Source organism: Bowmanella yangjiangensis (assembly GCF_017255015.1).
GTDB classification, from domain to species: domain Bacteria; phylum Pseudomonadota; class Gammaproteobacteria; order Enterobacterales; family Alteromonadaceae; genus Bowmanella; species Bowmanella yangjiangensis.
The window spans coordinates 198674-214638 of sequence record NZ_JAFKCS010000006.1 but is presented as its reverse complement, the minus strand read 5'-3'; the positions used below and the strand labels follow the sequence as shown (position 1 = coordinate 214638).

Here is a 15965-nt window from a genome sequence, read left to right as displayed (position 1 = left end):
ATGTAAAAAGTTTTCTTGGTTTTTCAAATACCTCTTTGCTGGTATTGGCAGCTATGGCAAGGTGCCATTACACTTAAATATGTCGTCAGGTATCAGGGAAGGGCTTGTCCGCCAAATTTCTCTTGTTTTGAAAGGTGGTACTCTGAAGTTTCCTCGACTCAAATGGTTGCTATCTGCGGCCGTCTGCTACTACTTGACCGCGTTGTTGGGCATGACCATCTTGTCCCTTCCTCCCGGCAACATCAGCTTGTTATGGCTGCCTTCCGGTATCGGACTCATAATGTTTATGCGTACCGGTTTGCTGGCAATTCCTTTCGTATTTATTGCCAGTCTGGCTGCCAACCTGCCCCAGATGGATGCCGCTATGTTAAATCACGGCGCATATCATGCCGTTGTGGCAGCCTTCATCGATACATTGTCATCTGCTTTCACTGCCTTTTTAGTACAGCGATTTTTACCGCAAGGCCTGCGTAAAAGCTGGGATGTGGCAGTTTTTGTTCTGTTCGCTTGTATTGTGCCAATGGGAATGACCTCGCTGCTGCTATGCGTCAACCTTTGGTGGGGGGGCTATATCGGACTCGAGCAAGGAATGGACTATTTCCAAGCGTTGTTTCTGGCTGATAGCCTGGGAGTATTGTTGGTTTATCCCCTGTACCTGAGCCTGCAAAACCTTTCATGGAAGGCGTTGAGCTGGCCAAAATCAATTCTGCTTGTTCAGTTGTGTGCATTATTGGCCGTGGTGGTGGCATTTTTATGGCTGCCCGGTGTGATTTATTTGATATTCCCATTACTGACCTTCATTGCACTGCGTGGCTGTCCTTATCATTTGGGTATAGCGCTTATGTTGAGTGTCATAACCTCTCTAATGATGGCATCAATGGGTCTCGGCCCCTTCGCACTGGCGGAGCAAAACGCTGGCATTGTATTGTTGATGTCTTTTGTATTCTGCATTGCTTTAGTATCGCTGGCGGTAATGCTACATCAGCAAGAGCTGAATGACGCCAATCGAATTCAGGCATTCTGGCGTGAAAAAGCCATCCATGATGACCTCACTGGCTTATACAACCGGGTGCATTTTATGCGTCGGCTGGAAGAGGAACGCCAGCGCTGTGAGCGCACTGGCATTCAATACGTTGTGGCTCTGATGGATTTGGATTGGTTTAAAAAAATCAATGACCAGCATGGCCACATTGTGGGAGACAGGGTGTTAGCGGGGGTGGCGGCATTACTACAAAAGCAGCTACGACAAATTGATGTGCTGGCCCGTATTGGTGGAGAAGAGTTTGCCCTGCTGATGCCTGGCATCAGTATTGAGCAGGCTGGCCAAGCCCTGGAAAGACTGCGCAGTACTCTGGAGTTGCAGGGAATTAGTGTCAATGGAACGACCCACAATATCACGGTGAGTATTGGCGCGATGCAGGCAGATGGTACGCCGGTAGAGATACTGCTGCAAAAGGTTGATAGACTGCTGTATCACGCTAAGCATCAAGGGCGAAACAGAGTGGAGATGTATCTTGCCGGGCAATAGTAAAACCTTGTTGGTGATTGGCTATGTGTGGCCAGAGCCTAATTCTTCGGCTGCCGGCAGCCGCATGTTACAACTGTTATCTGTGTTTCGTTCGGCCGGCTATCAGGTGGTGTATGGTTCGGCTGCAGAAAGCAGCCAGCATGCGGTAGACTTGGCTGAGCTGGGCGTAGAGGCGGTTACTCTGAGCCTTAACTGCGCGTCTTTTGATGATTACATTCGCCATCTTAACCCGGATGTGGTGATGTTCGACCGCTTTATGATGGAAGAACAATTTGGCTGGCGGGTGGAGCAATATTGTCCCGGTGCCTTGCGTATTCTTGACTCCGAAGACCTGCATTTTCTCCGCCATGCCAGGCATATGGCAGTTAAACAAGGTGAGGAACTGAGCAACGCGCATTTATACAATGAGCTGGCTAAGCGTGAAATCGCCGCCATTTTACGTTGTGACATCACCCTGGTTATTTCCGAATTTGAATGGTCTTTGCTGCGTGATGTCTTCAATATTCCGGCTGAGATTTTGCATTACTGTCCCTTTATGCAAGGGCAAATGTCTGTGCTTGAAACATTGGAGTTTGAACAGCGCGAACACTTTGTCAGTATTGGCAACTTTCGTCATGCGCCTAACTGGGATGCCGTGCTGTATTTGAAAGAGCAGATCTGGCCGCTTATTCGTCAACAACTTCCGCAGGCAGAGTTGCATGTTTATGGTGCTTATCCGCCACCCAAAGCAACGGCTTTGCATAATCCAAAACAAGGTTTTCTGGTTAAAGGCTGGGCCGAAGACGCGCTGAGTGTCGTTGGGCAGGCGAGGGTGATGCTGTCTCCGCTGCGATTTGGGGCAGGATTAAAGGGCAAGTTGATCGATGCGGCGTTGTGTAAAACGCCGGCGGTCACCAGCAGTATCGGGGCGGAGGGCATGTATGGCGCGCTACCGCCTGGATTGCTGGTGGCCGATGATGCCCAGGCCTTTGCTGAGCAGGCCATTGGTCTCTATCAACATAAAGCACAATGGCAGGTGCTAAGCGAATATGCTGGTCAATTGTTACCAGCGCGCTTTTCTCAAGCGGAACACGGCCCCAGATTGTTGGCCTGTATGGAGCATGTTGCGAGCAATCTGGAGGCACTGCGTCAGGCTAATTTCTTTGGCAGCATGCTGCGTCATCACAGCCTTAAGAGTACCCAATATATGGCGCAGTGGATTGAAGCCAAGAACCGTCTGAAATCTCTGTCATAGTATTTGAATCAAGCTTAATGGTGTGTCGCCACCAAGGCTTGTTGGCAGCGACGACAATGATAGACAACGCCCTTTTGAATGCGGTTGTGGCGTCTAATCGACAGTTGCACAGGGCCGCACTGACAATGATAAGGAAATTGCCGGCCTGCCACTTTGCTGATATCCATTCGATGGGTAGATGTGCCATTAAGATTAAACAAAGACTTCATCAGGCCTTTCCACTGCGGGCCATGTGGACGCACCCGTCCAAATAGTGAGCCACGTCCATGCAACTGCCAAACCAGTAAATGGCAGAATTCATGGGGGATCACTTCATGCATAAATTCATCTGGATTGTCCGCCAATAACACGGCATTCAAACGAATATGGTTGCTTTGCAGGTGAGCGCTGCCGGCAATTCGACCGCGTTGGTCAAAGCTCAGGGTGGGCAAGGGAAAACGCCGCTGTAATTGCTGTTCAGCTAACTGATGACAATACTGAAGACGTTGCTGTGCCTGTAATTTGAGATCGTTATCCAAGCGAGAGAAAACCCAAAACCATGACATTCTGGATCTAAGTGTATCAAAGCGGTGTACGGTAAGGCCAACAGACCAGCAAGCTGTTGGCCTTTGGGCGGTTATTTTTCAGTGACTTGATAAACCGTTACAGAACCACTGACTTCGTTACCTATCAGCAGCAGTGGATTGCCGTTGGGGCTGTGCTCTGCACTGATAAACTTGATACTTTCCGGTCCTAGATCGCCAGCATTGGGGACTTCGCTACAATCCATGCCTTCGCCTTCATCGCAGGGATTATCCAAGTCGTCATCCAGTTCAAAATCGACATCGAAATTACGATTATTGTAATGGGCAACAAAGGCAGCCTGAAATGGGTTGGTAACATCATAAACAAACAAGTCGCCGGAACGCTCCTGGCCAATAAAGGCATAAGTGCGGCCTTCAATTTCACCCACATCAATGGCCTCAGGTTCACCGCCTTTATCGTCTGAGCGGTTGTCACCCTTATTCTCAGTATGGGCGCTGTTGAAGTTGTTACCTAACACGGCGGCACTGATTCGACCAAAATCGTCACCAGAATCAAATACCAGGTTAATGTTTTGATCCCAGATTGAGAAAGAGCGGGCGCCATAAGCGTAGAGTTTTTCCACGACTCCGTCGTTATTGGGATCGAGCCTGGCGGAAGTCACCTTCAGACGTCCCAGACCGTCTTTACCGCCGGTTTCATCATATAGCGCCTGTAATGCGGTGGAGAATGTCAGGTTGAATTCGTCCGGGTCGACAATATCCTTCACCCGGATATCTTCTGAATAAGCATCCCAGTCTCTGGAGTCCCCTTCATTAGCGGATAGGATAAAGGTCGCGCCATTCCAGCGATAGGTGGCGATGCTGTCCGGCTGGTACATACCGTATACATTGGGGAGGGTTCTGAACGATGCCACTTCATCTTCATTGGTAAAGTCAATGCCGTATAAACCCCAGTCTTTAAGGCCCAGTGCTTTGACTTCAATGCTCATCTTAGTTAGGTCCAAGATACCAATGGCATTTGCTTCCTGCAGTGATACATAAGCGGTTTTACTATCCGCGGCAACGGCAATGTACTCTGGCTCAAGGTTTTGTGCCACTGTGGTGCCGAGTGGACCTGCAAACTTAACTCCGCTGGCGCTAAGTAAACTGCGACGTTTAGCATCCGTGTCGTAATCTTCAGCGCTGAGAAGATCCGAACTGAAGGTCATATCTGTGCTGAGGTTGATCTCATCTGCCAGATCGGCGGGCGTGCCGCCAGTCATGCTGATGACACTGATAGAACCCTCGGGATCAAGGTTGTAATCCGTATCGGGCTCTCCCTCATTGGCAACCAGAAGCTTGCTGCCATCCGGCGTAAAGGTGAGCATATCCGGCAATGCACCGGCCGCGACGGCTTTTATGAAACTGCCCTGACCTGTGCCATCCAGGGTGTAGAATAAGACAGCACCTGTGGCGGTTTTCTCTTTACCGGCCACGGCAATGGCCAGAATGTCATCATAAATGGCAATGGAATTAGCCTCACCCAGAAGAAGATTTACTGTTGTGCCTGCCGAATTTTTTACTGACACGGTATCCGGGAAGGTAAAGGCGGTGGACGACAGACTGCTGTCATTTACCGGGCTGCCTACAGCGGCAGTGGGCAGGCTGGCCAGTGAAATAACTTCAATGTGGTTGTCGTCGGCATTAATGGCAAACGCCGATTTAGAGGCAACGTGAAACTGCACGATTTCAGCCGCAGACTTGCCGTAGATGCCGGTGTTGAAACGCCCAACCACGTCAATGTTCAGGTCTCTGGGCAGATCCTTACCTGCATTACCATCCTGACCTGGGGCACCGTCCTGACCCGGTGTGCCGGCAGGCCCTTGGCTGCCATCGTCGCCATCCAGCGAACAGCCCGTCAGTATCGACATTAAGGTTAAGGTGAGTAGCGCGTGTTTTAGTGTCATTCGTGTTCTCATGCTGTTGTTTTTAGAGAACAAAATCTAACCGTGGTGAAATGACCATAGGATGACAGTTATATTGCCGAAATATGACGTGTTGGCGTTTAGGTGGTGACAAGATAACCGAGAGAGACTGATGAGACAGCCCGTTAAGTTTCAGTAGGCTAAGGTGATTGTCCTAGTTCAACCTCATTACCAAATACTCGCCAACTTGTAGCTTTGCTTTTGCTTAAGTTCAGCACGACCAGAAATACTTAAGGATGTGTAAGGGCGCGAGGGGAAAAACCGCTCTGTCATACTAAGTTGTCCATCATTGACAAAGACTTCCACGGCGCTGTGATCCAAAAACAGTCGGATTGACAACGCGTTGTCTGAGATTATCAGCGGTGCCCTATGCTTGGTGGCAAACACCTCAGAAAAATCCGCGCGTCCAGCTTGCGAGCGGTCGATGTAAAACTGTCCTTTATCTACCCCCAGCACTAGCTTTTCGCCCAATTCATTGCTGAAGATAAGTTCAAGGATGCTTTCCTGCTCAGGCAGCCTGAATTCAAACCACCATTCCGATTGCATGATGTCGGTTTGACTTTGCATGGTCAGGCGGTTGGCCTCACGATGTTCAGTCAGGGATAAGGGCTGTCGCAGGGATTCCAGTTCTGCGACTGGACGAGATTTAAGCCTTAGTCCTTGTGCGGTACTGACCATATCCAGCGTTCTTGGCATAGTCATACTGCTTCGCCAGGGATGCGTTGGGAGCTGTTGTCCATACAACCAGTTGCTCATCCAGCCAATAAATAGGGTGCGCCCGTCTTCTACCCCTGACCAGGTTACGCCGGCATAGTTATCCGCACCATGGTCAAGCCATACGGCCTCCTGGGACTGCAAGGTGTTGGCAAAGTCCGGATCCAGAGAAAAGGTCTTACCATCAAAATCACCGATAAAATATTGGATCCCCGAACCCCCTTGTGGGCCGCCGGGGTTTAGGTTCAGCAGCAGTGCCCAGTGGGTCTGATCAGAGCCGGGCAGGGTAAAGGGCAGCAGATCTGGGCACTCCCATACACCGCCTTGGGCGCCCAGTCCCTTGCCAAAACTACTTTGATACTGCCAATCAATCAGATTTTTTGAGCGCCAGAACTGCACATGATCTGTCACCGATAATGCCATGATCCAATGCTGACTGGGTGCATGCCAGAATACCTTAGGATCACGGAAATCCTGGGTTTCGCCAGGGTTAGGTATCACTGGGTTGTTGGCATACTTTTGCCAGCTACGGCCATTGTCCAGGCTAAATGCCAGCCCTTGTGACTCATGGTTACGAGTGTTTTGAGCTGCCGCTTTTGGGTCATGGTAGGTAAAAAGGGCGACCAAAGGGATAACCCCATCTTTGCCCAGACCGCTGGTATTGAGGCGGTCAGCCACAATACTGCCGGAAAATATATAGCCCTTATCATCAGGTGCCAGTGCGATTGGCAGATGTTGCCAATGTACTAAATCTCGACTGACGGCATGACCCCAATGCATTGGGCCCCAGCGGGTGGCATCGGGATAATACTGGTAAAACAGGTGATATTCACCCTGGTGATAGACCAGGCCATTGGGATCATTCATCCAGCCGGATGGCGGGGAAAAGTGCCACTGAGGACGATAGGGCTCCTGATAATCACCAGCCGTAAGCTCTTGTGTATGGCCAGTCAGACTAACCAGCCATACCATCAATATAATGACGCCCCACCGCAGCTTTGGTTTCACTTGTTGCCTTTACGCATTTACTAAACAGACCTACTGCCAATATTGAGTACGGAAAGCCGGTTGTCTAGATTTTGGGCAATGAATACGAATTCATCGCCCAAATGAAGCGAAGGTGGCCTGTGATCTGCGCGTCTACTCTGGTTTTGGGATCTTAGGTTTCTTTGGCTTCTTGGGCTTTTTCGGTTTCAGGGGGCGTAAGTCCAGCTTGGACTCAGGTAAGGGCTGTTTGGGTTCAAAACCCACCACGGGCTGACGCGGGATTAGCTGGCCTATTAGCCGTTCGATGGCACTTAGCTCAGCAAACTCTTCAGCACATACCAAAGAGATCGCCTGACCGGCGACACCGGCGCGACCTGTCCGGCCAATGCGATGCACGTAATCCTGGGTGATATGTGGCAGATCGAGATTGACCACGACGGGTAATTGTTTGATATCCAGTCCGCGTGCGGCCAAATCGGTCGCTGCCAACACCCTTACTTTACCCTGATGGAAATCGTTGAGCGCACGGATTCGGGCACCCTGGCTTTTGTCGCCGTGAATAGCGGCGGCAGAGATTTGCTGCGCCGTCAGGTTTTTGGTCAGGCGATCCGCCCCTTGCTTGGTGCGGCAAAACACCAAGACCTGCTGCCAGTTATGTTGCTGGATTTGGGTAATCAGCAGCGCATTTTTTCGCGCCTTATCAACGGGAATCAGCCACTGTTCAACTTCTGTTGCTGCGCTGTTGGACGGGTGAACCGATACTTCCTCTGGGGCCTGTAATAAGGTGGCGGCCAGCTGGCGGATATCTTCTGAAAAGGTTGCCGACAACATTAGGCTTTGGCGCTTACCCGGGAGCAGGTGCAACACCCTTTTTACCTCAGGTAAAAATCCCAGGTCCAGCATACGGTCAGCTTCATCCAGCACCAGAATCTGCAGCTGTTTAAAACCGATAGCATTGCATTGGTGTAAGTCCAGCAAACGCCCGGGTGTCGCCACCAAAATGTCGCAGCCTGAGCGCAGCGCCTGCATCTGCGGGTTAATTTTCACCCCGCCGTATACCGCCAGCACTTTTAAACGGTTTTGTCCGGCGTAGGATTTCATATTGTCGCTGACCTGGATGGCCAGTTCTCTGGTCGGCACCAGAACCAGTGCTCGGGTCTGATTAGCCCGTACACTGGGGCCTGATAGTAAGCGTTGAATAACCGGCAGCGCATAACCTGCGGTTTTACCCGTGCCCGTTTGCGCGGAGGCGAGTAAATCTTTTCCAGAAAGTACCACGGGAATGGCGAGCTTTTGAATCTCGGTGGGGGTTTGATAGCCGAGTTCTGCCAATCTGTGCAGCAGGGCCGGTGTCAGGCCTAACGCTTCAAATGTCATAGATGTTCAATGCCTTGCTGTATGTCATGCACTAAGTTCAAAATGGGATGGCTGAAGTGGCCTTTGCGATCAGTTCGCCAGGATTTGCATGGGCAACTGCAAAATAGGATGCTCTGCATCGGCAAAGGCGTAAATCACCGCAACATGGCCGGCCAGTGTCAGTATGTACCAGAGCGCGGAAAATATCCGGCCATAGCTGTCCAAAGGAACTAACACAGATTGGTGGCGGGTGCGCCATTCGAGCAAGATTTCAATCGCGCCAAAGAAGATGAAGAAAACCAGCAGTGCCAGCCCGAATATCCATGCAATACCCAGTCCCAGCGCCATACCTGCGATACACACACTCAAGCCCAGCCAGGAGCGCATGGAAAAGCTGATGCTTTTGATCACATGGCCGCCATCCAAAGGCAGGATAGGCAGCAGGTTAAACAGATTTAACAATGAGCCTATGACTGCCGCCCCGGCAAAAAGCTCCTGGCCGGTCAGGGCATAGAGCAGCAAACAGCCAAGCGACATCAGCAATCCAAATACCGGTCCCATGATGGAAATCACCACGTCCTGCCAGCGGGTGGTAAGTTTGTCATCAGACAGCGCCAGCCCGCCAACAAAGGGGATAAGGTAAATGCCTTTGGTTTTGATACCGAAATATTGCATAGCCCGCACATGGCCATATTCATGTACAACCAGGCAGGCAACTAACACCAGGGCAAACTCGATACTAAACAGCCAGCTATAGCCAGCCACAGAGGCAGCAGCCAGAGCAGCTTTCACCACCTTGGCACTTTTAAACAGCTTAAACCCCAGCGCCAGTAGGCCAATGGTTCCTTTGCTGGTCGGTTCCGAAGGTAGCAAAAACTCCTCACTTTGCACCTCCTCACCATCCAGGCTCAGCTGGTAACGCATCTTTGGGGTACCCGCAAGCATGGTCAGTTGCAGTGCTACCCTTACGCCATTGGCCGCGACAAAATGATGCTCGGTCAGTTCTTCATGAGACGATGTGCTAACTACCTTACCTGAATAGCTCAGATACTGCTGGTTATCGCGAATTTCCAGACTCAGAGGCTGATCATACAAAGTGGCGTGAAGTAGTTGCATCTTATGTTTCCGAACTGAAGGGGCGCTATGGTAGCCAAGTTCATTTGAATGGGAAAGGCGTTGTGTTTGCTAAGGGGTTGCACGAATAGCTCAAAATATCGTCTTTTGCGCTTTTTGAGACCCTCTTTCTGACGCTGTAGACGTTATGTACAACTTATTGATTTGTAATTATTTCCCTTCTAGTGGTCAGCTTTGATACAATCTCGCGCCGAATTTTTCGGTTTGTCGGTTTTTTGCACGAAAATTATTACAACAGAGGCTGATACCGGCTTGGTTAATTGGTATTTCTGCTTATTACGCGCACTGTAAAGGGATCATCATGAAATTGAACACCATTGTTAAGGCTGCATTGCTTAGTCTGTTACCTGTTTCCAGCTTGCTTGCTCAGGAAGCGCCGCAATACGGTGCCTGGGTTGCAGGCTTTGGTGAGTACTATAAAGTTGATAACGACAAACCCAACGCTATGGATAATTTTGAGGATGCGTCCGGGGTTGGTGCGGAATTAGGTTTTCGTTTTACTCCTGAGTGGGGCGCCCGCTTGGAATGGTCTCGTTTGAATTTTGATTCCGAGTCTGGCCTGAACGATCGTGATGGCGATCGTTTTGGTATTGATGCTTTGCATTATTTTGATAAAAAGCAAACCTACCTGTTTGCTGGTTTTAAGCACCAGAATCTGGGTGAGAACTACCGTCTGGTGAACTTTGGTCTGGGTCGTCACTGGGATCTGAGCCAGGACTGGAAACTGGTTACTGAAGCGGCAGCTTATTATGACTTCGGTCAGGATTTCACTGATTTTGGCGTGAAACTGGGCCTGGCTTACACCTTTGGCGGCAATAGCAGTGGCGGCAGCGCTGGCGCGAATTCTGCTGCTCAGACCGTGGCTGAGGTGGATAGCGATGGTGATGGTGTAAACGACAGTCAGGATCGCTGTGCCAATACGCCAAGCACAGACAGAGTGGATGCCTTTGGGTGTACTTTGTTTGATGAAAAGACCGTGTCCAGTGCCTTGGACATGTTGTTTGCTCACGACAGCTACAAGATTGCCAATCCGCAGTCTCAGCAGGTAAAGAACTTTGCCGATTTTATGCAGCAGTATCCAGATACCCGCGTGACTATTGAAGGCCATACCTCATTGGTCGGTACCGACGCCTATAACCAGACACTTTCTGAGCGTCGTGCTGATGCGGTGAAACGTCTGCTGGTGGAACAATACGGTATCACGGCTGAGCGCATTCAAACAGTTGGTTATGGTGAAAGCCGCCCACTGGACAACGCCGATAATGAAGCGGCGCATAAAGCGAACCGCAGAATTCATGCGCAAATCAGTACTACCAAAAAGGTTAAACTGAACCGCTAAGAGACAATAGAAAGGCGCCGAAGGCGCCTTTTTTATGCCCCTCAGATAATCTCTTATCGCATTGAACTAAGCCACTTCGGGCTAATTTTGCCCGGTACAGTTACCTTGCCTAATATGCAAAGGTGGATGGTTGAGCATAAAGCGGGAACCAAATCCCTATTCAAAAGGTCCACCCAATTTATTCACTAACAAGGAAGGTATGATGTTCCCCATCGATGTTTGGCTGACCTACAGTCTGGCTTGTGTTTTGCTGGTACTGTCTCCTGGCCCGGATAATCTGCTCGCCATTGGCCGCGGTTTAAGTCAGGGCAAGTTGGCGGCGGTTTTTTCTGGTTTATCTTCCGGTACTGGGATCCTTTTTCATGTGCTGGCCGCTACCTTTGGTTTGACTCTGCTGATTAAAACCTCGGCTCTGGCGTTCTACGCGGTGAAGATTGTCGGGGCCGCTTATCTGATTTGGCTGGGGATTAAGGTACTTCGCTCACGCAGCCTGTTTAGCTTGGAGCCGGTAAAAAAGCAGTCCCTGACCACCATCTTCAGTACTGGCTTTTTATCCGCCGCGCTGAATCCTAAACCCGGTATGTTTGTACTGGCCTTTGTACCCCAGTTTGTAAACCCTGAACTCGGTTCTGTTACTGCACAGATGCTGGTTTATGGCGCTTGGTTTGCCCTGTTAACCGCCGTTGGATTTGCCTTAATGGGGATCTTTGCAGCCCGGCTTAGCCATTGGCTGCAGGCCCGTCCCAAAGTAGTGAACGGTTTAAATATTGGCGCAGGTATCACCTTTATCGGCTCCGGTCTGGCAGTGGCCGCCATGAAGCAGCGTTAATCTTAGCGCTCTGGGTCGTTGTTTTCGTTGCCCAAGGACGCAGTTAGTTCAAAAAACCAAGATCTGAAAGGTTAAAATTGCGCAGATTGGGTAGCAATTGATGCAAATCCTGATTGGCAATACCAAACCAGCGGCACAGTGTGGCACTGTATTGCTCAAAACTGGTGGTGGGAATAATCCTGCCGCGGCCGAGATCATCGTCACTGTCAATTTCCAGGGTTGGTAACTGACCATAAATTTGCTGGCCATCTACCGCGCCACCCAACACCATATGATGGCTACCCCAGCCATGATCGGTGCCATCACCATTACGGGTCAGCGTACGCCCAAACTCTGACATGGTGAACGCCGTTACATTGTTTTCAAGGCCCAACGCTTCGAGGGCCTGATAAAAGAGCCCAAGACCTTGGTCTAGTTGCATCATTAATGGTGCATGCTGGGCCAATTGGTCGCGATGGGTATCAAAACCACCAAGATTGACATAAAAGACTTGCCGCTTAACCTCAAAGGCATCCCGCGCAGAAATTAACCGCACAATCATGGCCAGGCTTTGTACAAAACTGCTGGTGTGAGTCGTGGCAAACAGGGGCAGTGCTGGCAAGATCTGACTATCGAGGATATCAGCCACGTATTGCGCAGTCCCCCAGGCATCCATTTGCAACTGTGAGTAATAGCGATGTAAAAGGTGCACTCGCTCACTGCTGAGGAACTGCCGATAAAGCTTGGCGCGTGAAGCCGAGAAGGACGCCGGATCAGTTTCTGACAACTGTTCTATCATGTTAACGCCGCTGCTGCGGACTGTGTAAGGCAAGGTGTCAACACCGCGCTGTAAATAGTTGTCACCGGATAAACTTATGTTCATGGCCAGGTGCTGGTTAATATTGTTGTGCGCCATAAGTTCCGCTACTCTGCCAGCCCAGCCACTGCTTAGTTCACCTTGGTTTAGGGTGTGAGCATACAAAGTTTGGTCATGGTGGGAAAACAAATGCGCTGGCGGTAATGCAGTCTTCTCAAAAAACGCTTGTTTGTTGATGGGTTCATGTAAATTTCCCACATTAGACACTATGGCAAGCTTTCCCCGATTAAACAGTGACTGTGTTTCACCGAGCAGATTGTTGACGCCATAGGCTTGTTGGCCTTTGCTGTTAAGCGTTAACAAATGCTCGTGTGGTACTGCCAACTCCTGACGAATTGCCGCATAGCTGTTATAAGCTGACTTACTCATTGGTACGAAGCAGTTAAATGCATCGTTGCCCCCCTGCAGATTTATGCATACCAGTGCTTTATAACCATTTGTACTTTGCGCATTCGCAAGCAAGGGCAATAAGCTACTGCCTATCGCTGTACCAGCCAAGCCTTTGGCCACAGATTTAATGAATTCTCGACGCGGGTTATTGGTTTTCATGGCCTTACCTTTGGATCGCATATTCAGGCGAAATGGCTATCAGGAAAATGCTTTCATAAACACGTTCTAAGGGATCATGTAGCAAGCTGATATGCTCAGCAATCAATCTACTGTGTGGTTCGCTGATCTGTCCCTGTGTCAGTAACAAATTGACCCGGTCAACCAGTGCGATGGGGTTGTCGGCCAAAGTCAGCTCAACGTCCAGGTTCAGCAAGGCTTTAACCGGCATATTGTTCCAAAATATATTTCCTCCCCAATCTTGCCCCGTGCCTCGGTAGCGCTGCTCGTCAGCGTAGTGGCGGCGGTAAATCAGATTAGTTAACAAATTCGCCTGGTTGATTGCTGCTGCACCTCCAAAGACCTGAAATTCCGGCGCGTACAACTTTCTCTGTGCCAACACGCCTGGCGGAGCGTAGTCGGTCTGATAAAAATTGAATACCGTGGGTGCATATAAAAACGTTTCTTCTGTGGGTTCGTTAAGCAAGTACTGTATGGTTTCTACTGCTACGTTGTTGGGACCTGTGACCGGCGTGCCGCGCGCTTTAAAACTTCGCCAGATCCCGGCTATTACCAAGGGAGATTCTTTACGTTTGCCAAAGTATTCATGGGACTGGCCTGGGTTTAACAGTAGTTCTTCATCCAAATAGATGGCCTTAATTACGGCCTTCATATCGCCTTTGACACCAGAACCATTGTCGTTAAATACATTGGCTACCCGTTCAACATAAGCCGGGCTGGGATTACTGGTAATCAAATGCTGGATTAGTTTCTTACTAATAAACGGCGCGACATTTGGGTGTGCCATAATATTGCCGATGGCTGAGCGTATATCTTGGATGGGCGTTTGTCCGGAGGGAATAATTTCACCATTCAGCAAGGTTTTTGGCCCTGAATCGTGATACTCGGCGAATGCCTTCATGGGCTCGACATTGCTGATAGGTGTGCGCCAATAAGCAAACTCTCCACCTTCAGCAAACTCAGTATTGGTGGAAAAGCTCCACCCGGTAAATATCCGCGCAAACTCATTGATAGTGTTCTGATCATAGGTGGCAATACTGTTACCCTTCGAATCCCGCTTGACTGAACCATCCAGATTTAATTCCTCTAAACCTATACTGAACAACTGCAGAATCTCCCGCGCGTAGTTTTCATCAGGATAAATGCCACGTTGTGGATCGGCTTTAGGATTGTTAATGGCGCTGAGGTAAATACCCATAATCGGATTTAGACTTACCTCCAGCAACAACTGTTCGTAGCTGCCAAAGGCTTGGTCGGCAAGAATGTCGGTATAGTTGGCAAAGCCGCGTTCACGGGCGTACATGCCGGCCCCTTGATGCGACACCACTAGAATTTGACTCAGGGCCAGCACGACGCGCTGGCGCAGTTGATCCGAACCCCACACCACAGTTTCCCACCACACATCCTGTTTGGCGACCATACGGGCCCACTCACCGTTGCTGGCCGAGTCGTAATACATACTAGGTGGTACGGCAAGGTAACCATAAGCTTCAACCCGCTTATCCAACTGCTCAACCTGAGAGGTTAGGGGGGTTGACAGTTGTTGTTCCAGCCAGGCTTCTTTGCCCTTATCGAGGATAAATTGAATATCCTTGGCCGTGACACCAAAACTAGCCCTACCTAGAAAATGTGCTGCCTCGACGGCCCTTTGCCAATCCGCTGCTTGTCGAGAAGGTAAAGCCGGGTCTGGCTGGGTATCTGGTTTCAGTACCAATGTTTCGCTGATTGGGGGCGTCGGGGGCGTGACGACATGGTCGTTTTCCTTGATGTCAGTTTCGTTGCCGCTTCCGCCGCAAGCTGCCATAAAAACGGCAGCACTAATAGCTGTGATTAGTTGTTTTCTGTATCTGATAAACATAAAAACGAAATGTTAATAAATAACAAAAATTATTGATTTTGTGTGATAATAATTACCATAATTTGTGTGTATTGCAATCAGTTTTTTGCGCTTCATAGGACGGAATTTTCTTCGTTAACTGCTTTGTTGTTTTGCCATCAAGGGAAAAACCGGGCAATACTTGCTGTTAAGGATATTGAAGCGCAGCTATTCGTTAGCCTAGTGCCATGCATTTGTCGCGGCAGGTAGCAAAGTTTCGTATGATTCTCAACTTTCAGCCAGACTTGCGGCACAAGGGGTCTCAAGACGTTGATCGTCCTGCTTCAGTGGATATCAGTTTCTGGTAAGGGGTTGGTACCTGAGGGGACATCGTGATTTATTGTATTCGGGGTAGAGCGCCCCGATTTCTTATTACAGCCAGCGGTGGGTTTGCTGGCGGATAAAAAGAAAGCAGTAAGCTTAGATCATCAAGCGCTTTCCTTAACCTCGGTTAAGCCCATACGGGCGCGAATGCGAGACAGTGCGACATCGGTAATACCTAAGTACCGGGCGACTTGATAGAGGGGGAAATGCTGGGCGTCGTTGCCGTATTCACGCAAGAATCCCTGATAGCGCTGCTGCGCGTCCTGCATTAGAAAGCTGGCTTCACGGCGCTCTTTTTTTATTGCCAGCCCTTCCAACAACATGCGGGTTAAATGATTCCAAGCGCTGTAATTGTCCGCCAGTTTTGTCATGTCACGGTAACTGATACAGGCGGTGAAGTTGTCAGTTAGCGCCTGAGTGGAGAATGGACTGGGTTGATTAGCGATCAAACTGTGCATACAGGCAAACAGACTGCCAGGACGGGTTAGCGACTTATTGCACTCTTTGCCTTGTGGGGTCAGGTAGTAGTAACGACCAAAGCCTTCGAGAATAAAATACAGGCGTCTGGGTGTTTCACCGGCGCGGAAAATATGTTCACCGGCCTGCCAGGGTTTGATTTTGAACAGTTCACTGGCGGCATGCCAGGCAGAATCGTCCATTTGTAAGTGACGACCCAGAGCGTGGCGAAGTTTTTCCAGCTGCGGCATAGCGATCCTAATTGTTTGATTTTTGA

The 15965-nt window shown here is 49.8% G+C and carries 12 protein-coding genes; 4 read left to right on the top strand and 8 right to left on the bottom strand.

The features are described 5' to 3' along the window. Window positions 1-79: 79 nt before the first annotated feature. Both J0A65_RS08915 and J0A65_RS08910 read left to right on the top strand, forming a co-directional pair. On the top strand, window positions 80-1528 hold the full coding sequence (locus tag J0A65_RS08915; RefSeq protein WP_269814644.1) for a GGDEF domain-containing protein: 1449 nt from the start codon (window positions 80-82) through the stop codon (window positions 1526-1528). Beyond that, window positions 1515-2762, top strand: coding sequence for a glycosyltransferase (locus J0A65_RS08910; RefSeq protein ID WP_232849826.1), 1248 nt, complete (start codon window positions 1515-1517; stop codon window positions 2760-2762). Before J0A65_RS08915 ends, J0A65_RS08910 begins: the two co-directional genes overlap by 14 nt. Before the next feature lie 14 nt (window positions 2763-2776). On the opposite strand, the gene J0A65_RS08905 is transcribed toward J0A65_RS08910, so the two are convergent. The 5 genes from J0A65_RS08905 to J0A65_RS08885 all read right to left on the bottom strand — a co-directional run bounded on the left by J0A65_RS08905 (window position 2777) and on the right by J0A65_RS08885 (window position 9423). After that, the gene (locus tag J0A65_RS08905; protein ID WP_206593814.1) at window positions 2777-3307 is read right to left on the bottom strand and encodes a SprT family zinc-dependent metalloprotease; all 531 of its coding nucleotides are present in this window, start codon (window positions 3305-3307) and stop codon (window positions 2777-2779) included. A 71-nt stretch (window positions 3308-3378) separates the two neighbouring features. Further along, complete coding sequence (locus J0A65_RS08900) at window positions 3379-5232, bottom strand: choice-of-anchor I family protein (protein ID WP_232849825.1); 1854 nt, start codon at window positions 5230-5232, stop codon at window positions 3379-3381. Window positions 5233-5418: 186 nt separating this feature from the next. Next, complete coding sequence (locus tag J0A65_RS08895) at window positions 5419-6972, bottom strand: glycoside hydrolase family 32 protein (protein WP_206593812.1); 1554 nt, start codon at window positions 6970-6972, stop codon at window positions 5419-5421. Between the two features lie 132 nt (window positions 6973-7104). After that, complete coding sequence (locus tag J0A65_RS08890) at window positions 7105-8328, bottom strand: DEAD/DEAH box helicase (RefSeq protein WP_206593811.1); 1224 nt, start codon at window positions 8326-8328, stop codon at window positions 7105-7107. A 69-nt stretch (window positions 8329-8397) separates the two neighbouring features. Further along, entirely contained in the window at window positions 8398-9423 is a 1026-nt protein-coding gene (locus J0A65_RS08885) for a site-2 protease family protein (RefSeq protein WP_206593810.1), read from the bottom strand. 319 nt (window positions 9424-9742) lie between these two features. On the opposite strand from J0A65_RS08885, the gene J0A65_RS08880 reads away from it, so the two are divergent. Both J0A65_RS08880 and J0A65_RS08875 read left to right on the top strand, forming a co-directional pair. Beyond that, complete coding sequence (locus tag J0A65_RS08880) at window positions 9743-10780, top strand: OmpA family protein (RefSeq protein WP_206593809.1); 1038 nt, start codon at window positions 9743-9745, stop codon at window positions 10778-10780. A 202-nt stretch (window positions 10781-10982) separates the two neighbouring features. Beyond that, window positions 10983-11609 carry a LysE family translocator gene (locus J0A65_RS08875; protein WP_206593808.1) on the top strand — a complete coding sequence of 209 codons (627 nt, stop codon included), beginning with the start codon at window positions 10983-10985 and terminating at the stop codon, window positions 11607-11609. A 43-nt stretch (window positions 11610-11652) separates the two neighbouring features. Here J0A65_RS08875 and J0A65_RS08870 read toward each other — a convergent pair whose 3' ends face one another. The 3 genes from J0A65_RS08870 to J0A65_RS08860 form a co-directional block, all read right to left on the bottom strand. Continuing rightward, window positions 11653-13014, bottom strand: a complete 1362-nt coding sequence (locus J0A65_RS08870; RefSeq protein ID WP_206593807.1) for a DUF1501 domain-containing protein — start codon at window positions 13012-13014, stop codon at window positions 11653-11655. A 4-nt stretch (window positions 13015-13018) separates the two neighbouring features. Further along, a complete protein-coding gene (locus tag J0A65_RS08865; RefSeq protein WP_206593806.1) occupies window positions 13019-14836 on the bottom strand; it encodes a DUF1800 domain-containing protein in 1818 nt (605 codons plus the stop codon). A 500-nt stretch (window positions 14837-15336) separates the two neighbouring features. Then, window positions 15337-15939 carry a Crp/Fnr family transcriptional regulator gene (locus J0A65_RS08860; RefSeq protein WP_206593805.1) on the bottom strand — a complete coding sequence of 201 codons (603 nt, stop codon included), beginning with the start codon at window positions 15937-15939 and terminating at the stop codon, window positions 15337-15339. Window positions 15940-15965 lie beyond the last annotated feature (26 nt).